This is a genomic window from Massilia polaris (genome assembly GCF_012927275.1).
Classification (GTDB): domain Bacteria; phylum Pseudomonadota; class Gammaproteobacteria; order Burkholderiales; family Burkholderiaceae_D; genus Telluria_A; species Telluria_A polaris.
The window spans coordinates 433,584-453,267 of the sequence record NZ_JABBGG010000002.1 but is presented as its reverse complement, the minus strand read 5'-3'; the positions used below and the strand labels follow the sequence as shown (position 1 = coordinate 453,267).

13 protein-coding genes and 2 tRNA genes are annotated in these 19,684 nt (G+C 62.7%); 1 reads left to right on the top strand and 14 read right to left on the bottom strand.

Features of this window, described 5'->3' with window-relative positions; all coding sequences use genetic code 11:
• Positions 1-61: 61 nt before the first annotated feature.
• A complete protein-coding gene (gene dinB / locus HHL21_RS05900) occupies positions 62-1,156 on the bottom strand; it encodes a DNA polymerase IV (protein ID WP_206085598.1) in 1,095 nt (364 codons plus the stop codon).
• A 167-nt stretch (positions 1,157-1,323) separates the two neighbouring features.
• Here dinB and HHL21_RS05895 point away from each other — a divergent pair, with 167 nt between their 5' ends.
• On the top strand, positions 1,324-2,193 hold the full coding sequence (locus tag HHL21_RS05895) for a transposase (RefSeq protein ID WP_169464308.1): 870 nt from the start codon (positions 1,324-1,326) through the stop codon (positions 2,191-2,193).
• Between the two features lie 236 nt (positions 2,194-2,429).
• Here the strand turns inward: HHL21_RS05895 and HHL21_RS05890 are convergent, their stop codons facing one another.
• The 13 genes from HHL21_RS05890 to HHL21_RS05830 form a co-directional block, all read right to left on the bottom strand.
• On the bottom strand, positions 2,430-4,241 hold the full coding sequence (locus tag HHL21_RS05890; protein ID WP_169464307.1) for a S8 family peptidase: 1,812 nt from the start codon (positions 4,239-4,241) through the stop codon (positions 2,430-2,432).
• A 460-nt stretch (positions 4,242-4,701) separates the two neighbouring features.
• Positions 4,702-4,778 (bottom strand) — tRNA-Asp (locus HHL21_RS05885).
• Positions 4,779-4,827: 49 nt separating this feature from the next.
• Positions 4,828-4,903, bottom strand: a tRNA-Val gene (locus HHL21_RS05880).
• Between the two features lie 128 nt (positions 4,904-5,031).
• Positions 5,032-6,183 (bottom strand): GGDEF domain-containing protein, encoded by a 1,152-nt coding sequence (locus HHL21_RS05875; protein WP_169464306.1) that lies wholly within the window; start codon positions 6,181-6,183, stop codon positions 5,032-5,034.
• A gap of 192 nt (positions 6,184-6,375) precedes the next feature.
• On the bottom strand, positions 6,376-9,183 hold the full coding sequence (locus tag HHL21_RS05870) for an EAL domain-containing protein (protein ID WP_229496071.1): 2,808 nt from the start codon (positions 9,181-9,183) through the stop codon (positions 6,376-6,378).
• Between the two features lie 134 nt (positions 9,184-9,317).
• A complete protein-coding gene (locus HHL21_RS05865) occupies positions 9,318-11,594 on the bottom strand; it encodes a YgiQ family radical SAM protein (protein ID WP_169464305.1) in 2,277 nt (758 codons plus the stop codon).
• Between the two features lie 203 nt (positions 11,595-11,797).
• Positions 11,798-12,088: a DUF4404 family protein gene (locus HHL21_RS05860; RefSeq protein ID WP_169464304.1), complete on the bottom strand. Its 291-nt coding sequence runs from the start codon at positions 12,086-12,088 to the stop codon at positions 11,798-11,800.
• A gap of 12 nt (positions 12,089-12,100) precedes the next feature.
• Positions 12,101-12,313 (bottom strand): VF530 family protein, encoded by a 213-nt coding sequence (locus HHL21_RS05855; RefSeq protein WP_169464303.1) that lies wholly within the window; start codon positions 12,311-12,313, stop codon positions 12,101-12,103.
• Positions 12,314-12,374: 61 nt separating this feature from the next.
• A complete protein-coding gene (locus HHL21_RS05850) occupies positions 12,375-12,773 on the bottom strand; it encodes a hypothetical protein (RefSeq protein ID WP_169464302.1) in 399 nt (132 codons plus the stop codon).
• 72 nt (positions 12,774-12,845) lie between these two features.
• A complete protein-coding gene (locus HHL21_RS05845) occupies positions 12,846-14,957 on the bottom strand; it encodes a M3 family metallopeptidase (RefSeq protein ID WP_169464419.1) in 2,112 nt (703 codons plus the stop codon).
• Positions 14,958-14,996: 39 nt separating this feature from the next.
• The gene (locus HHL21_RS05840; RefSeq protein ID WP_229496066.1) at positions 14,997-17,135 is read right to left on the bottom strand and encodes a M3 family metallopeptidase; all 2,139 of its coding nucleotides are present in this window, start codon (positions 17,133-17,135) and stop codon (positions 14,997-14,999) included.
• Positions 17,136-17,280: 145 nt separating this feature from the next.
• The gene (locus HHL21_RS05835; RefSeq protein ID WP_169464301.1) at positions 17,281-17,484 is read right to left on the bottom strand and encodes a SlyX family protein; all 204 of its coding nucleotides are present in this window, start codon (positions 17,482-17,484) and stop codon (positions 17,281-17,283) included.
• A gap of 63 nt (positions 17,485-17,547) precedes the next feature.
• Entirely contained in the window at positions 17,548-19,680 is a 2,133-nt protein-coding gene (locus HHL21_RS05830) for a DUF4214 domain-containing protein (RefSeq protein WP_169464300.1), read from the bottom strand.
• Between the last annotated feature and the right edge of the window lie 4 nt (positions 19,681-19,684).

The window sequence follows — 19,684 nt, the reverse complement described above, 5'->3', positions numbered from 1 at the left end:
TCTACACGCTCGATCCCGCCCCGGAAGGGTGGATGTTGCATGCTGCGGCGCATAAATTTATTCACTCAATGTCGCTAAACAGGCTCAGCTGCTCGAGCTTCTCCACTTCCCCGAGACGCACGCCCAGACCGAGCAGGCGCACCGGCCGTTTGCCGCGCAGGTACCCGGTTTCGATGAGGGATTCGAAATGGGCGAGGGCCGGCGCCGCGCCTACCGACTCGACCGTGGTCTGGCGAAAATCCGAAAACTTGATCTTCACGAAAGGTTTTTGCGCCGACGCATCGGCGCCTGAGCGTTTGATGCGCACCTGCAGCCTGTCCAGCAATTCGGGCAGCAAGGCCAGGCAGGCTGCCAGGTCAGGCACGTCGGGCGTGTAGGTCTCCTCGACGCTGACCGACTTGCGCTCGCGCGAAGTCGATACCGCGCGATTGTCGATGCCCCGGCACAAAGCATGCAGGCGGGCCCCGAAGCTGCCGAAATGGTGTTCCAGGTCAGGCAAGGTCCAGCTGCGCAGGTCGCCGCAGTTCTCCGCGCCCAGCTGGTTGAGTTTGGCGGCGGTCACCTTGCCGACACCCCACAGCTTCTTGACCGGCAAGACGGCGACGAACGCATCGACTTCCTCCGGCCGGACGAGGAACAATCCGTCCGGCTTGTTCCAGTCGCTCGCCACCTTCGCCACGAACTTGTTCGGGCCGACCCCCGCCGACGCGGTGATGCCGACGGTCTCGAAAATTCGCTGGCGGATCTCCTGCGCGATCAGGGTGGCGCTGCCCTTGCAGTGAGGCGATTCGGACACGTCGAGGTAAGCCTCGTCCAGCGACAGCGGCTCGACCAGCTCGGTGTAGTTGTTATAGATGGCAAGGATCTGCCGCGACGCCACGCGGTATTTTTCCATGTTGGGCGGAATCACGACGAGGTCCGGGCAAAGCTTGAGCGCCTGGGCGGTCGCCATCGCCGAATGGATGCCATAGCGGCGCGCCTCGTAATTGCAGGTGGCGACGACGCCGCGCTGGTCCGGGCGGCCGCCGACGGCCAGCGGCACGTCGCGCAGCGCCGGATTGTCGCGCATCTCTACCGATGCATAGAAACAATCGCAATCGCAGTGGATGATTTTTCGGACCGGGGCGTTCACTCGTTGGCGTGCCCCATCGGGCAACTACTGCAATTCCATACAGTATTATGGGAAATCGCTTTCCTTGCAAGCTTTGGGTGGGGGTCAGGTCTGTCATTTGGACACAATCTCATCCATGAATTCGTTGCGCCCCTGCGGGCACACATGAGTTTAGTCATGTTCGGCGTGGCGGCGACGCTTACAGTCCTCTCATGAGCAGACCACTTCGACTCGAATTTCCAGGCGCGCTGTATCACGTGACGGCGCGCGGCAACCGGAAAAACCGCATCTATCATGATGACGTCGACCGTCGCGTATGGCTGAGGATCCTGCGACAGGTCTGTATGAGGTTCAATTTCTCCGTTCATGCATATTGTCAGATGACCAACCATTACCACCTCATGGTGGAAACAATAGACGGCGGCCTGGCGCGCGGGATGCGTCACCTGAACGGCGTTTATTCGCAGTATGTGAACCGGCGACATGAACTTGTGGGACATATGTTTCAAGGCCGCTACCATGCGGTCGTGGTCCAGAAGGAACGTCACCTTCTGGAACTAAGTCGTTACGTCGTCCTCAATCCGGTGCGCGCAGGCATCGTCGCCCGGCCGGAGGATTGGCAGTGGAGCAGTTACCGCTACATGGCCGGGGCGGCGCCGTCACCCCGATGGCTGGACAAAACGTGGACGCTTGAACAGTTTGGATCAGCGCGCACCAGTCCCGTTGAGGCGTACTGCACTTTTGTTGACGAGGGGCTGGGCGCGGCAAGCCCGCTCAAGCTAACAAGACATCAACTGATCTTAGGTGATGAAATGTTTTTGGGGCCACATTCGAAGCTCCATGATCCCGCGTGTGTCGCGGAAGTTCCGCGCATCCAACGCCGTAGCAGGGCTTTATCGCTGTCGGAATACGAGCGCTTGCACCCGTCGCGAGACGAGGCGATGGGAGATGCATATCGGTCGACGGCTTTTTCGATGGGCGACATTGCCCGGCACTTTGGCGTGTCGGTGAAAACAGTTAGCCGTGCAGTGGCGAGGTTGGTGGATGTGGAGGTCGCGCTACGCCGCGCGGCTGAAAACTAACGATTGCGCTTCAGCATCCTCCGAAGACTGACTCCGCGTCGTCTTCGCGGCGGTCGGACTCTCTCAAAACCGCTTGCACCTTGCGATCATTCGCGCAGCTGTTAGAGCGCGCAGAAGACCGTTTCTGGTCGAGCCCGTGTCCGAATGCCAGACCTGACCCCAAACGGGAAAGGGACGGGCAGCAAAAGCCACCCGTCCCTTCCTTACATTACGTCCAGCCTGTTACTGTCCAGGTATTACCAGGTCAGTTTCAGGGTGTATGTGCCGTTGGTTGCGCCAGTGCCGCCGCTGTAGTACGTAACGCGCACGTAACGGGCCAGCGTGCCGGTGCCGGTGTTGGTGACCGCGACCGTGTCGACGGCGCCGGCGCCGTTCTCGCTCGAACCGATCAGCGCGCCAGTGCTGTTGTACACGAACAGGTCATAGTCCTTGCCGGCGCCTGGGGTCAGGACCGACGTCAGCGTTTTTCCTGCTGGCAGCTGGACGAGGAAGTAGTCCGTGTCAGTCGTCGTACCCATGTTGGCGTTGACCGTCGTGCCGCTGACCGTGACCGCATCAGCCGTGGCGGTCGTGTTGTTCGCCTCGCTTTCGGCCAGCGTGGTTCCGCCGCCGCCGCCAATTGCCGCATCAACCGCAGCGTTAGCGTCGACGATGCCGCTGCCACAGCTGGTGCAGGTTGCCGGGAAAGCGCGCGCGCTCGACTTCAGCATGCTTTCGATCTGGTCAGGGGTCAACGCTGCGTTCTTCGACAGCATCAGCGCAGCGACGCCCGCAACGTGCGGGGTCGCCATCGAGGTGCCCTGGTAGAACGCGTAGTTGTCCGCACCAGGCGCGCCGGTGCCGGCGTTCAGGGTCGACAGGATGCCGTTGGCCGAAACGCTGGTGTCGCCGCCAGGGGCTGCAACATCAACCACGGTGCCGTAGTTCGAGTACCAGGCGCGGCCACCGGAACGGTTGGTCGCGGCGACAGTCACCACGCCGGCGCAGTTGGCCGGGTTGGAATTGCTGGCATTGGTGTTTTCGTTACCGGCCGCCACGATCACGACGGTGCCGCGCGAGCGGGCGCTGTTGATCGCGTTCTGGCTGGTGGTGTCGCATGCGCCGCCGCCGCCCAGCGACATATTGATGACCTTGGCCACGTTGGCGTTGGCCGGAACACCGCTGACAGTGCCGCCCGATGCCCAGATGATCGCGTCGGCAATGTCGGAAGTGTAGCCGCCGCACTTGCCCAGTACGCGTACCGGAACCACCTTGGCGTTGTAGGCCACGCCGGCGACGCCGGAACCGTTGTTGGTCGCCGCCGCGATGGTGCCGGCAACGTGGGTGCCGTGCCAGCTGGAGTTCTGGTTCTGGGTCGGCTGGCCGCCGCCGCATTCGCCGACGACGATATTGTCGCCCGGATCGCTGGCGTCGGAATCGCGGCCGTTGCCGTCGTTCGAGATGAAGGTGTCGGCGATGAAGTCGTAGCCGCCGACAATCTTGCCGCTCAGGTCAGCGTGCGGACGGTAGCCGGTATCGATGACGGCAACGTTGACGCCGGTGCCGGTGGCCTTGTCCCAGGCGGTGTTGACGCGCAGGCCGCCGGTTGCTTCGAAGTAGTGCCACTGTTCGTTGTAGCGCGTGTCGTTCGGGGTGAACAACTTTTGCATGATGCGGTCTGGTTCAGCGTATTCGACGTTCGGATCGCGTTCCATCAGGTCGCGCGCCAGCTTCTGCACTTCGGCCAGGTCCATGCGCTTGTTAAGCTTCATGACGTGCGCACCAGTGGCGATGCCGTGCGACAGCTTCATGGTCATGCCGAACTGCTGGCCGGCGCGGGTCAGGATCGCTTCGCGGTCCTTGCCGACAACCGCGAGCCTGGCGGCGGCCTTGCCGGCAGGCTTGGAGTCCTTGTACTTGACGATCATGCGGTCCGTTTGCATGGTTGGGGCAACCACCTGTGCCTGGAACTCCGGCACGGCGGCGTTGGCGGTCAGAGGCCCGCCGATGACTACTGCAGCTGCAAAAACTCCCAATACTGCTGGGTACGTCGAGTGCTTCAGCTTCATGTCAAATCCTTTTTTTCCGTAAGAACTTTATGGTGGCAGTCACGCGCCGGGGATCGGCCCGCGCTACCGTTTCTATTTTTTGCGCAATTGTCACGCAAACCCACTTTTGGGCGGGTTTTGCAGAGTACGACGAAACGGAAGTAAAGATTCGCAAATTCAAGCGAATTCAGCGTATTCACAACACTCGAACGGAATGTTTGATCAAAATCAAATGTTGTTCGGCATTGGCGGGTTATCGCCGTTTTATTGATTGTTTTTATTTGGACACTTCTGATGCTGATTGTTAAAAAATCGATGCCAAAATGATGTCACCGCAGTCGAAATTCGCGCGGATATTCATCGGCGCAAGGACGCCAGAAGAGAGCGAAGGTGGAAGATGGGGATGCGGCAGTGCCGGTCGAATGTTAGCGGAACGAAAATGGAAAAAGGGCCCGACAAGTCGGACCCTTTTTCTTTATGCTGGCGGAGCGGACGGGGCTCGAACCCGCGACCCCCGGCGTGACAGGCCGGTATTCTAACCAACTGAACTACCACTCCGTTTTTACTCTGATCGGTATTGCTGATCATGATGCAGGTCCCTGAGTCTTGGTGGGTGCTGAGAGGGTCGAACTCCCGACCTACGCCTTGTAAGGGCGCCGCTCTACCAACTGAGCTAAGCACCCATCTACGCTTAACTCAGAGACTTCCTGCATCCGACGCTTGTCATCGCGTCTGAAGAGGCCGAATCATAGCAAATACCGTTCGACCTGCGCAAGGGTTTTTCGAAAAATAGCGTAAAACCCTCGACAATTTATCCAAACTTCAGGATCGGCTCGCCGCTCTCGACCCGGTTGCGCCCGCCGCTCTTGGCCTGGTACAGCGCCTGGTCGGCGCGCGCCAGCGCACTGTTGATGTCCTCGTTCGGATCGATCAGCACCACGCCGATGCTGACCGTCATCGCGTAGCCGTGCTTGGGCAGGATCACCCGCTCGACCGCTTCGCGCAGGCGTTCGGCGGCCTGGAGGGCGCCGGCCAGGTCGGTGCCCGGCAGCGCCAGCGCGAATTCCTCGCCGCCGAGGCGGCCCATGATGTCGTGCTCGCGCAGCACGCCGCGCGAGGTGTCGGCGAACACGCACAGCGCCTCGTCGCCGCAGGCGTGGCCGAAGCGGTCGTTGAGCGCCTTGAAGTGGTCGATGTCGAGCATCATCAGCGAGATCGGCTTGCGCAGGCGCGCCGACAGCATGCGCGCGGCATCGGTGCGCTCGAAGAAGGCGCGCCGGTTCACCAGCCCCGTCAGGCTGTCGGTGGTGGCCAGCAGCGCCATTTCGCGGTCGTCCTTTTCCTTGCACAGCAGCAGGAAGCCGAAGCCGTTGACGATCACCAGCAGGTAGCCGGTGATGAAGGTAAACGCATGCGCCGCGTGTGGCGTCAGCAGGGTGAAGCTGTCCGGCATCAGGTCGCTCAGCGCGCGCGCGCTCATCGCCAGGAAAAATACGGCATCGTTGACGCCGATGATGCGGCGCAGGAGCGAACTCTCGCCGCCGGGACGCAGCAGCACGAACGCCATGGTGCCGATCATCACCGCGATCACGCTCGACATGAAAGCTGTCGCGTGCGGCAGCGGCGCGCCGGAGAGGCGGACCCCGACGTAGACCAGGATCGACAGTCCGCCGAGCGGGTACAGCACCCGCTTCCAATGGATGAATCCGAAGAAGGTGCAATACGCCGCCACCTCCAGCGTGATGCCGAGCATAACCAGGGTGTTGGCGGAAATGCTGTGCCAAGGCGACGGCGCCGGCCCCTGGAGCCAGCCCAGCAGGTAGGCGAAGCCGACCACCAGCTTGGACCAGCTCCAGATGCGCATGGCCGGGTGGCGCTGCGACCGTGCATAGCCCGCCATCAGCATTGCAAGGCCGATGTTGCCGATGGCTAGCACCAGCATGAATGTTTTAATATCGATCACTGCAGTTCCTCGTCAGGGCCACTACCGGCGGCGCCGCAGGGGTGGCCTGCGGCCCGTTCAATTTCGTTCAGCTACATGCCGTCTGTTGACAGGCAGAGTGTAATAAAATTGTAACATGTGTTTCCCAAATGAACTATATTACACGCAATTCGTCATAGAAAGGTGTCCGCACGCGTTGTTAGTGTGCGCCGTCTAGCGGCGTGCGCCGTCGAGCAGCACCAGCGGCGAGCGCAGCATCGCGTCGAAGTCCTCGGCCGGCAGCGGCGGCGAGAATAAATAGCCCTGGCCGTAGTCGCAGCCAGCCCTCAGCAGCAGGGCGCACTGCTCGGCCGTTTCGACCCCTTCGGCCACCACCCGCAGCCCCAGCTTGTGGGCCATCACGATGATCGCTTCCGACAAGGCCATGTCGCTCGACTGCGGCGCCAGGTTGCGGATGAACGAGCGGTCGATCTTCAGGTAGTCGATATCGAACTTGTTCAGATAGGACAAGGACGAATAGCCGGTGCCGAAATCGTCCAGCGCGACCTGCACGCCGGCGTCGCGCAATTGCAACAGCTTGTCGGTTACTCCGCTGCTGGCGTCGAGCAGCAGGCCTTCGGTTATTTCGACCACCATCGCCGATCCCTCCAGCCCGATATCGCGCAGGTGCGCGAACCAGTGCTCGTAGCCCTGCCCTTCGCGCTGGAACTCGAGCGGCGACTGGTTGACGCTGACCTGGAACTCCGGATGGTGCTCGCCGCGCCATTGCCGCGCCCAGCGCGCCGATTCCTTGAACACCCATTCGCCGATCTCGACGATCAGGCCGCTCGACTCGGCCAGCGGGATGAATTCGAGCGGACTGACCAGGCCGCGCTGCGGATGCTGCCAGCGCACCAGCGCCTCGGCCTTGTGGATGCGGCCGGTGCCCAGGTGGACGATCGGCTGGAAGTACACGCGCAGCTGCTGGCCCTTGATCGCGCCGCGCAGGTCGTTGGTCAGGCGCATGCGGTTCAGCGCGGCCACCTGCAGCGCCGGCGTGAAGTAGCTGAAGCGGTTGCGGCCCGCGCCCTTGGCCGCGTACATGGCCTGGTCGGCATGCTTGAGCAGGCTGTCGACGTCGTCGGCGTCGTCGGGAAACAAGGTGATACCGATGCTGGCCGACACGAACGCCTGCTCCTGGCCGAGCGCGAACGGCGCCTGCATCGCGTCGAGGATCTTCTGCGCGATCACGTCGCTGCGCGCGGTCTCGTCGAGCCCCGACAGGATCACCGTGAATTCATCGCCGCCCAGCCGCGCTACCGTGTCGGTGGCGCGCACGCAGGCGCGGATGCGCTCGGACGCCTCGACCAGCAGCAGGTCGCCCTGGTGGTGGCCCAGCGTGTCGTTGATTTCCTTGAAATGATCGAGGTCGATGAACAGGATGGCGATGCGCAGCCCGTCGCGGCGGCTCTTGGCGATTTCGAATTCGACGCGGTCGTGGAACATGCGCCGGTTCGGCAGCTGGGTCAGCGTATCGAAATTGGCCTGCTGCCAGATCAGCGCCTCTGATTTCTTTTTCTCGGTGACGTCCTCGATCATGCACAGGTGGTGCGGGTGCACCTGCGACTCGGTTTCGATGGCCGCCAGCGACATGTCGATCCACACCACCGAGCCGTCCGGGCGCACCAGGCGCGCCGTGGTCTTCAGGCCGTACGCCCCGCCGGCGGTCAGCGCGCGCAGCGCGGGGGCATCGTCGGGATGGACGAAGTCGGCCCAGCCGGCGCGCATGACTTCCTCGAACGAGCGCCCGGTGATCTGCGCGTAGCGCGCGTTGATGTCCTTGAATTCGCCGGTGGCCGAATCGACCAGCGCGATGCCCATCGGGGCTTCTTCGAACATCGTGCGGAAGCGGCGTTCGCCCTTGCGGATCGTCTCGCGCACGCGTTTGCGCTCGCGCGCCAGCAGCGAAAAGTGGATCGCCGTGGCGCCGAGCAGCAGCACGCCTGCGGCCAGCGCAACGCGGAACAGCCAGGTCTGGTGCAGCGGTCTCCCGGCCCGGTACAGGAAGCCGTCGAAGTTGGCATTGCGGGGCAGCATTCCGAGCTCCGCATAAATATTTGCGATATGGCGCCAGCGGTCCGGATTGGTGTAGCCCAGCTCGACCAGCACCGGCTGCACCAGCGGCATCATTTGGCGCGCTTCGTACAGCAGGTGCTCGCGCGTGTGGCGGCGGGTGTATTTGGCGCGGATCAGGTCGGCAAGCTCCTCCGGATTGTTCATCGCGTACGCCCAGCCCTTCATACTGGCCTCGCGGAACGCTCGCACCCGCTCCGGATGCAGCGCGATCTCGTTCTCGCTGGTAAACAGGTTGTCGCCGTAGAAATCGATGCCGGCCGCGCGCGGGCTGTACAGGTCGTAGGCAAAGCCGGCGCGTTCCAGGAAAAACGGCTCGTTGGTGACGTATGCCGAGAAGGCCTCGACCTCGCCGCGCACCAGGTCGCCCGGATTGAAACTGTGCTCGACACGCACCAGGCTGGACATCGCGATGCCCTCTTTCGTCAGGTACGCGACCAGCTCGTCGGCCTGGGTCAGTTCATCGGTCAGCGAACCGATCATCACACGCTTGCCGACGATCGAACGCAGGTCGCGCACGCCTTCCCCGCGCGCCACCAGCAAGACGTTAGGCGAATGCTGGAAGATCGTGCCGAGCACGACGACAGGCTTGCCGGCCAGGCGCGCCAGCAGCAGGCTGCTGCTGCCTACGCCGAACTGGGCCTTGCCGGAAATGACGCTGCGCTCGGGCTCGTTGCCGTCTTTGCCTTCGAGAATGCGAACGTCCAGGCCGGCGTCGTGGTAATAGCCTTTTTCGAGCGCGGCGTAATAGCCGGCGAACTGGAACTGGTGGAGGTGCTTGAGCTGCAGCGTGACCTGCTCGCGCGCATAGGCCGGAAGCGCGGCTGCGAATGCGAGTGCCAGCACGGCAACCTTGCGCAGGTTGGCGCGGATGCTCATCGTCCGGTGGGCCAGGTGTATGAAAGTCATCTCAGGATTAGCGACCGAGGGAACGGTGCGCTAGAGCAATACATCTGAGAGAGATTGTACGTAAATTCGGTCCGGCTCGACGCAAGAATTGTAACAAGCTGGCCGCCCGCCACATTCCTGTGGCGCGGGCAGGCTTACTTGCGGCCCGGACGGGCCTTGGCGGCCGCGGCCGGCTTGGCCTTGGTCTTGATGGTCGACAGGATCGACGGCCGGACCTTGCTCTCCGGCGCCATGAACGGCGTCGATGTCGCCGCACGCGGCACCGCGCGCTTGCCCGGCGGGACAAACTTCTCCGGGCCGAAGCCCGGCGCCCTGCGCTTGCCGCGCTCGCCGCCGGCCGGGGCGCCGTCGCTGCCTTGCGCCGGGATCAGGTGCTTGTCGCTGTTGCCGATCAGGTCGCCACGTCCCATCTTGACCAAAGCCTCGCGCAGGATCGGCCAGTTTTCCGGATCCTGGTAGCGCAGGAAGGCCTTGTGGATCTTGCGGATCTTGCCGCTGCGCGCCGTTTCGACGATCTCGGAATCCTCGGTCACCTTGTGCAGCGGATTCTTGCGCGTGTGGTACATGGTCGTCGCCATCGCCATCGGCGTCGGCGTGAAGGTCTGCACCTGGTCGAGCTGGAAATTGTTCTTCTTCAGCCACAGGGCCAGGTTCAGCATGTCCTCGTCGGTCGTGCCCGGGTGGGCCGCGATGAAGTAGGGAATCAGGTACTGCTTCTTGCCCGCTTCCAGCGAGAACTTGTCGAACATGCGCTTGAATTCATCGTAAGCGCCGATGCCCGGCTTCATCATCTTGGTCAGCGTGTTCTCTTCGGTGTGCTCCGGCGCGATCTTCAGCAGGCCGCCCACGTGGTGGGTCACCAGTTCCTTGACGTACTCGGGCGAACGCACGGCCAGGTCATAGCGCAGGCCGGACGAGATCAGCACCTTCTTCACGCCGGGGATCGCGCGCGCCTTGCGGTACACCGAGATCAGCTTGCTGTGGTCGGTGCCGAGGTTGACGCAGATGCTCGGATACACGCACGACAGGCGGCGGCAGCTTTCCTCGATCTTCTTGTCCTTGCACTGCAGGCGGTACATGTTCGCGGTCGGGCCGCCGAGGTCGGAAATGGTGCCGGTGAAGCCCTTGGTCTTGTCGCGGATGTGCTCGATTTCGCGCAGGATCGACGGCTCCGAGCGGCTCTGGATGATGCGCCCTTCGTGCTCGGTAATCGAGCAGAAGGTGCAGCCGCCGAAGCAGCCGCGCATGATGTTGACCGAGAAGCGGATCATTTCCCACGCCGGAATGTGGGCGTTGCCGTAGCTCGGGTGCGGGGCGCGCGAATACGACAGGTCGAACACGCCGTCCATCTCGTCCATCTGCAATGGCAGCGGCGGCGGGTTCAGCCACACGTCGCGTTCGCCGTGCGCCTGCACCAGCGCACGCGCGTTGCCCGGGTTCGATTCAAGGTGGAACACACGCGAGGCGTGGGCGTACATCACCGGGTCGTCCTTGACCACGTCGTAGGCCGGCAGGCGCACCACGGTCCTGTCGTGCTTTTCTTTCGCCGCGGCGGCGCGCTCTTCGCGCGTCATGATGCGGATCGGCTTGACCACGTCCGCCTCTTTGGCGCCGGCATCGGTGGCGCAGGCGGTTTTATCTTCCGGCATCATCGCGTACGGGTCCGGATGGGCCTCGACTTTGCCGGGTACATCGATGCGGGTCGAATTGTGCACCGACCAGTCGTCGGCCGGCAGCCAGCCCGCCGGCGCCATGAAGCCGGTACCGCGCAGGTCGCGGATATCCTTGATGTTCTCGCCCGCGTTGAGGCGGTGCGCGAGGTCGACGATGGCGCGTTCGGCATTACCGAACAGCAGCAAGTCGGCCTTCGAGTCAGGCAATACCGAGCGGCGCACCTTGTCCGACCAGTAATCGTAATGGGCGATGCGGCGCAGCGAAGCCTCGATCGAACCGATAATGAGCGGCACGTCCGGATAGGCTTCGCGCGCGCGCTGGGCGTACACGGTGACGGTGCGGTCAGGACGCTTGTTGGGTGCGCCGTGGGCCGTGTACGCGTCATCGGAGCGGATCTTGCGGTCCGCGGTGTAGCGGTTGATCATCGAATCCATGTTGCCGGCGGTGATGCCGAAGAACAGGCGTGGCTTGCCGAGCGCGCGGAACGGGTCGGCCGAATGCCAGTCGGGCTGGCTGATGATACCGACGCGGAAACCTTGCGCTTCCAGCACGCGACCGATCAGCGCCATGCCGAAGCTCGGGTGGTCGATGTAAGCGTCGCCGGTGACGACGATGACGTCACACTGGTCCCAGCCGAGCTTATCCATCTCCGCACGGGTCATGGGGAGGAAGGGCGCGGCAGAAGCGCGGCTAGACCGCTTCGGGACGGTCGCAAACAGGTTCGATGGGGAGCTCATTGGCCGGTATTGTACCGGAAAACGATATGCAAAGCCGATGGGCGGCCGTTTTGCATTGACGGCTGAGCTAGAAAAATGTCTTAAGTATCAATAACTTGTGTCGGGATTGCGACAGCCGCCCGTCGTTCCCGCGGAAGCGGGAGCCCATGCCGGGCCAATATCCCACGCGCCCTGTGGCTTCCGGTTCGCACGGGAATGGAGTGCTAGATGCCCATATTCTGCAGAATCCTGCCCAGCTCACGCAGCGTAGGCTCGAGCGTCGGATGCTCCACCGCGAACCTTGCCGTAATCTCCTGGGTCCGCTCGGCCAGCCCGTACGGCCCGCCTTCTTCATCCAGCTCCTCCTCGGCGCCCTTGTCGAGCAGGTTCTTGATGTCGCCGTCCAGCTGACGCAGCAATTCCTGCAGCTCGTCATCGACATGTTCCGTCTGTTCGAGGTTCGCGTGCAGGCTCTTCAGGTGTGCCTTCAGGTTCGATGCATCGTCATTCAACATGTCAGGCTCGCTTTAGTTGGTGAAACGGGTGTTCAGGTACAAGTCCTCGACTTCCTTGCGCGCCCACGGCGTCTTGCGCAGGAACTTCAGGCTCGACTTGATGCTCGGGTCACTGAGGAAACAGTTAATCACGATCCGCTTGCCCAGCTGGTCCCAACCGTAATGGTCGACCAGGCGGGTCAATATCGCTTCAAGGGTAATACCGTGTAATTCCTGGACACTCATTGCTGCTGCGCTTCCGGTTGCGTTGTTGAGATAAAGTATATACCGATCCGGTACAGGCAGCTCACACGGGCAGCGGCTGCAGGTCGGGCGCGACGAAGCGCTCGCGCGCGTCCTGGCTGTCGAGGCACTGGCTCGAATAATGGCGCCCCAGGATGGCGCGCGCATTATGCACCAGGTCCTGGTTGGCGGTGACGAACTGGTACCAGCTGACATCGCGGTCGGCGGCGCCGGCGGCGCGCAGCAGGTGCATCAGCGCGACCGTGATGGTGGTGTGGAACTTCGTCGCCGCGCCCAGGTGGGTCGCATAGGCGCGGATGCCGCGGCAGGTGCCGTCGACGGCCTGGTCGAAGTCGTGGCGCTGCAGCTGGATCCAGGCGAGGCGGATGTGGCCCGCGTGGCTGAATTGTTCGGGCGGCAGGGTGCAGGCCGCGAAGCTGGTGAGGAATTCGTCGTCGGTCATCGTGGTTTTGTTCCCATAAAAGAAGGGCGGATACGCAACAGCGCATCCGCCCCCCCCGTATTACCGGATTGCTTAGTTCGCGGTCAGTCCGCGGCGGTCCAGCAACGGCTCGATCTTCGCATCACGGCCGCGGAACTGGCGGTACATGTCCATCGCGTCCATGGTGCCGCCTTTCGACAGCAGCATCTTGCGGAAGTAGTCGCCGTTCTTGCGCGACAGGCCGCCGTTTTCCTTGAACCATTCGACCGTGTCGGCGTCCAGCTTTTCGCTCCACAGGTAGCCGTAGTAGCCGGCCGAGTAACCGCCCGCGAACACGTGCGAGAAGTAGGTGGTGCGGTAGCGCGTCGGTACCGGCGAGAAGTCGACGCCGGCCGCCTTCATCGCGTCGGCTTCAAAGCCCAGCACGTCGGTCGGGATCTGGTTCGCGCCCAGCTGGTGCCAGCGCTGGTCGAGCATCGACGCAGCCAGGTACTCGGTGGTGCGGAAGCCTTCGTTGAACTTCTTCGATGCGATCACCTTGTCCAGCAGGGCCTTCGGCATCGGCTCGCCGGTCTTGTAGTGCCTGGCGTAGTTGGCCAGCACTTCAGGGTAGACCGCCCACATCTCGTTGACCTGCGACGGGAATTCGACGAAGTCGCGCGGCACGCGGGTGCCTGCGAAGCGCGGGTACTTCACGTCCGAGAACATGCCGTGCAGCGCGTGGCCGAATTCGTGGAACAGCGTGCGCAGCTCGTCGTACGTGAGCAGCGTCGCTTCGCCGGCAGGCGGCTTCGGAATGTTCAGGTGGTTGGCGATGACCGGCTTGGTGCCCATCAGCTTCGATTGCGACACGTAGGCATTCATCCATGCGCCGCCACGCTTGTTACCGCGTGCGTAGAAGTCGGCCAGGAAGATCGCCAGCGGCTTGCCATTGGCGTCGGTCACGTCGAACACGCGCACGTCCGGGTCGTACACCGGCAGGTCCTTGCGTTCCTTGAACGTCAGGCCGTACACCTTGCCAGCGGCGAAGAAGACGCCGTTGGTCAGCACGTTATTCAGCTCGAAATACGGCTTGAGCTGGTTCTGGTCGAACGCGAAACGCTCGGCGCGCACCTTGTCGCTGTAGTACGACCAGTCATGCGCGGCCAGGCCGAAGCCGCCTTTTTCGGCGTCGATCATCTTCTGGATCTCTTCCGCTTCCTTCTTCGCGTTGGCCACCGCCGGCTTGGCGAATTCGGCCAGCAGCTTGTTGACCGATTCGGTGTTCTTCGCGGTCTGGTCTTCCAGCGCGTAGGCGGCGTGGCTTGGATAGCCGAGCAGCGCGGCGCGTTCGGCGCGCAGCCTGGCGATCTTGACGACGACGTCGCGGTTGTCGAATTCGCCGCCGCGGCTGCCGCGGCCCATCGAGGCTTCGATCAGGCGCTGGCGGGTAACGCGGTTGGTCAGCACTGCCAGCGGCGCCTGGCCGGTGGTGTTGGTAACCGGTATGACGAACTTGCCGTCCATGCCGCGCGCCTTGGCGGTGGCCGCTGCGGCGTCGATCGCCGCGTCGGACATGCCGGCCAGTTCTTCGCGCGTATCGACCACCAGCGCTGCTGCATTGGCTTCCTTCAGCACGTTCTGCGCGAAGGTGGTTTGCAGGGTCGCGAGCTGGCCGTTGTAGGCCTTGAGTTTTTCCTTGTCGGCGGCGGACAGTTTGGCGCCGGCGCGCACGAAGTCGGTGTGGTAGCGCTCGAGCAGGAATTTCGATTCGGCGTCGAGCTTCAGCTTGTCGCGCTTGTCGTACAGGCCCTTGATGCGCGCGTACAGTTTTTCATTCAGGCGGATCGCATCGCTGTGGGCCGCCAGTTTTGGCGACAGGCTGCGCTGGATCGACTGCATGGTGTCGTTGGTGTTGGCGCCCGACAGGTTGCCGAACACGCTGCTGACGCGGTCGAGCAGCTGGCCCGAGCGCTCCATCGCGACGATGGTGTTCTCGAAGGTGGCCGGCTTCGGGTTGTTGGCGATGGCTTCGACTTCCAGCATTTCCTGGCGCATGCCTTCGGCGTAGGCCGGCTCGAAGTGTTCGTTCTTGATCTTGTCGAAGGCCGGGTAGTTCAGCGGCAGCTTGCTGGCGCGGGCGAACGGGTTGGACGCTTCCAGCATCGACGCAGGCGCGGCGTAAGCGGCATTGGCCACCGCCAGGCTGGCGGCGATGATCAGCATTTGTGGACGATTCATGTGGTTCTCTTTCGGGTGGTGTTTTTAGTTGCCGGTCAGGCCGCGGCGCTCGAGCAGCGCTTCGATCCTGGCGTCGCGCCCGCGGAAGTTGCGGAACAGGTCCATCGCATCGGCGGTGCCGCCGCGCGACAGCAGCGTCTTGCGGAAATGGTCGCCGTTCTTGCGCTGCAGGCCGCCGTTTTCCTTGAACCATTCGACGGTGTCGGCATCCAGCTTTTCGCTCCACAGGTAGGCGTAGTAGCCGGCCGAGTAGCCGCCCGAGAAGGCGTGCGAGAAGTAGGTGGTGCGGTAGCGCGGCGGCACCGGGGTGAAGTCGACGCCGGCCTCCTTCAGCGCGGCCGCTTCGAATCCGAGTACGTCGGTTGGAACCTGGCTGGCCGCCAGCTGGTGCCAGCGCTGGTCGACCAGCGATGCGGCCAGGTATTCGGTGGTGATGAAACCCTGGTTGAACTTCTTCGACGCGACCACCTTGTCCAGCAGTTCTTTCGGCATCGGCTCGCCGGTCTTGTAGTGCTTGGCGTAGTTGGCCAGCACTTCAGGCCAGATCATCCACATCTCGTTGACCTGCGATGGATACTCGACGAAGTCGCGCGGCACGTTGGTGCCAGAGAAGCGCGGGTACTTCACGTTCGAGAAGATGCCGTGCAGCGCGTGGCCGAACTCGTGGAAGGTGGTCTTCACTTCGTCGTAGGTCAGCAAGGTCGGCTCGCCGGCAGGCGGCTTCGGGATGTTGAGGTGGTTGGCGACCACCGATTTGGTGCCCATCAGCGCGGACTGCGAGACGTATTCGTTCATCCATGCGCCGCCCTGCTTGTTACCACGCGCGTACATGTCGGCCAGGAAGATCGCGATCTGCTTGCCGTTGGCGTCGAACACGTCGAACACGCGCACGTCCGGGTTATACACCGGCAGGTCCTTGCGCTCCTTGAACGACAGGCCGTACAGCTTGTTGGCCGCGTAGAACACGCCCTTGACCAGCACGTTGTCCAGCTCGAAATATGGCTTGAGCTGGTTCTCGTCGAAGCTGTAGCGCTCCGCGCGCACCTTGTCGGTGTAGTAGGCCCAGTCATGCGCGGCGACCTTGAAGCCGCCTTTTTCGGCATCGATCACCTTCTGGATCTCGGCCGCTTCCTTGCGTGCGTTGTTCACGGCAGGCGTGGCAAGTTCCGACAGCAGCTTGTTGACGGCGGCAGGATCCTTGGCGGTTTCGTTTTCGAGCGAGTAGGCGGCGTAGTTCGGATAGCCGAGCAGCGCGGCGCGTTCGGCGCGCAGCCTGGCCAGCTTGACCACTTCGTCGCGGTTATCGAAATCGCCGCCGTGGCTGCCGCGCGCCATCGATGCGGCCTGCAGGCGCTCGCGGGTGCTGCGGTTGGTCAGCACGGCCAGCGGCGCCTGGCCGGTGGTGTTGATCAAGGCGACCACGTACTTTCCTTCGAGGCCGCGCTCCTTGGCGGCGGCTGCCGCGGCTTCGATGGCGGCGTCCGACATGCCGGCCAGTTCGGCGCGGGTGTCGACCACCAGCGCCGATGCATTGGTTTCCTTCAGCACGTTCTGGGTGAAGTCGGTCTGCAGCACGGCGATCTGGCCGTTCAGCGACTTCAGCTTCTCTTTGTCGGCGGCCGACAGTTTGGCGCCGGCGCGCACGAAGTCCTTGTTGTAGCGGTCCAGCAGGTGGGCCGACTCGGCGTCGAGGCCCAGTTTGGCGCGCTTGTCGTTCAGCGTCTTCAGGCGCTGGAACAGCTTCTCGTTCAGGAACACCGCGTCGAAGTGGGCCGCCATTTTCGGCGACATCTCGCGGTCGATCGCGTCCAGCTTGTCGTTGGTGTTGGCGCCCTGCAGGTTGGCGAAGGTGGCCGCCACGCGCGTCAGCAGCTGGCCGGAACGTTCCATCGCCACGATGGTGTTCTCGAAGGTCGGCGCCTTCGAATTGTTGGCGATGGCGTTAATCTCGCGCAGGTGTGCGCGCATGCCGGCCGCGTAGGCAGGCAGGAAGTGCTCGTCCTTGATCTTGTCGAACGCCGGGTAATGGAACGGCAGCGTGCTGAGTTTCGCAAACGGGTTCGATGCTTCCAGCACCGCGGCGGCGGGTGCGCCTGGGGCTGCGTGGGAAACATTCACCAGCGCGAGGCTGGCGGCAAGGATAAGCATGTGTGGACGGTTCATGGCATCTTTCACGAGCGCTAAAATAAAGCTGCCCGCGGGTAATAGGCAGCGCATGAGCGCTCGATCATAGCAGCAAGAAACTCAACCGTCACGGCCCGGTTTGTATGCATATGTACAGTGTATGCACACGTGACCGGGGGATCGATTAGTAGTGAGGCGGCGGCTCGTTGAGCGGCATGCCGCCCGACTGGGCGCTGGTGCGGATGTGCTCGGCCAGGCCGGCGACCATCGCTTCGAGCTGGTCGATGCGGCGGCTTTGCTGGTACACCATCTGGTTCAGCGTTTCCACCAGGTCCTCCTGGTGCGCCAGCTTGATCTCGATATCGACAAAACGGTCTTCGTTACTCACGGCATAATCCTTGCGGCAAAGCCGCCATTATGACAGTGCGCCCGCGAAGACCGCTGCAGGCCATCAGCCTTCCCACGGAATGTAGATGATGCCGTTTTGAATGGTGCCAATCACCTGTGCGTGGTTTTCGTTGCTCTCGCTGAATGCCGCCAGGATCTCGGAGCGCGGCGCGCCTTGCTGGTCGATCGCGGCGACCCAGAAGTCGAAGCCGGCCTGGTCGAGTGGGCGATGCAGCACGTTCTCGTACAGTTTTTCCACATACGCCTGGGTGGAAAGGTTGGCGCCGAAACGGTCGAGGAATTCCGGGCTGGTAAGGAACCCGGTTGCCACGTCATCGAGCGAGATGCCCTCGTCCAGCGCGTTGATCCAGTACCCGACACCAGCGAGGTCCGGATCGCGCGCAAAGATCGCTGTGTAAAGGCGGTAGGCCATGCCTCCATTGCCCTCGATATCCAGCGCCAGCGCGCCATCGGAAAACTGGATACGTTCGACGCCGAGCAGGGAATCGCGGCCATCGGTGGCGGACGAGATGGTAAAGCCATTGCTTGACGGCGCCACCGTATACGTGCCGCGCGCGCCGGCGTACACGGCGGTATCGATGCCTGCCATGCCGGTGAGTGCATCGTTGCCTGATGTACCGGAAAGCATGTCGTTTCCGGCGCTGCCGGTACGGTTCAGCGTACTGTTAATCGTGAAGCCCACCGACGTGGCGGCGGACGTGACGTTGTCCGCAGCATCGAACGACCGCACGCTGACGCTGTAGTTGCCGTTCCCGAGCGGATTGGGTGAAATGGCCCATTTGCCCCCGCTGTCGACCTGGGTCTGGCCGATGATTTCGCCGCCGGTATTGACCAGCTTGATCGTCGTACCAATCTCCCCCGTTCCGCTGAAAACCGGCTGGTTTCCATTTGTACTGGCAGGCTGGAATGCGACGGTCGGCGCGGTGGGCGGCGTTGCGTCGACCTTGAAAGTCAGGCTGGTGGCAGCCGACCGGTTACCGGCCGCATCCGTCGCTGTCGCTGTGAACGTGTAGCTGCCATTGCCGATGCTCGAGACGGGGATGGCGAACAAGCCATTGATATCGGCTTTTCCCGTGGCGACGGCGTTAGTGCCGTTGAGGATGGTGATGGTCGAATTGGCCTCGGCCGTGCCGAAAACGACTGGCGTATTGCCGGCAATGTAGCCGTTGACGTTTTTCGACACGCTGGCGAGCGGCGCAACCGGTGCCGTCGTATCGACGATCTGGCTGCGCATGAAGGTACCGTCGGCAAACTGGAACAGTTCGATCGACGCCAGCGTGTCGCTGCCGTCGGCGCCGCTGACCACCAGCGTGTCGCCCGCCACGTTGAATGCATACGACGCGCGAAGACCGCTGAAGACCGCGGTATCGGTACCTTCTCCTCCGTTCAACATATCGTTTCCTCTATCGCCTCGCAGCGTATCGTTAAATTGTGTTCCGGTAATGGCTTCGCTAAACATAGTACCTGAAAGATATCTTGCCCCGGTGGCAGAGTTAATGCCGAGGCCGCCACCAAGGCCGTCGCGGCCATAGAGCCAGTCAAGCGCGGCGACATCCAGGCTGTTGAAGCTGGCGTAAGGGCCGCCAAGATGTTCGTAGGACATCAGGGTGTTGGCTGTGTTGTTTTGTGCGGGCGAAAGCTGGATCTGGTCCTCATGCGGGTGCTTCAGGCCAAGCATGTGGCCCAGCTCGTGCAGCAGCGTCTCGTAACCGGTGCTGCCCGGATTCAGGCTGGCATTGATGGCGGCGAACTCGCGGTTGTCGAGGTAGACGTAGGCCTCCGCCGCGTAGCTGACCAGGTCGCCCGTCACCGAATTCGAACGGTAAGAGACGCTCCAGCTGCACAGGCCGACGGTGGTCGCGCTGGCGATGTCGATGTTGGCCAGGTGGACGTGCGCGCTGGCGCCGTCGCTGGTTTCCTGGAACACGATGCCGGTCAGGCTGGAAATGTAATCCATCGCGCCGCGCGCGTTCATCTGCTGCGAAATCGAGAACGCCTGCTGCCCGGTCACGGGCGTGCCGCTGCGCACCTCGTTGCCCGAGGCGACCGAGAAGGTGTACAGGATCGTGTTGCTTCCAGGCGTCAGGAAGTTCCAGTCCGGCCCCTCGTCCAGCAAGGCGTTAATGTGGACAAGCGGGGACAGGGGGGTGTTTTCGATGTCGGAGAGTTTAGGCATGCTG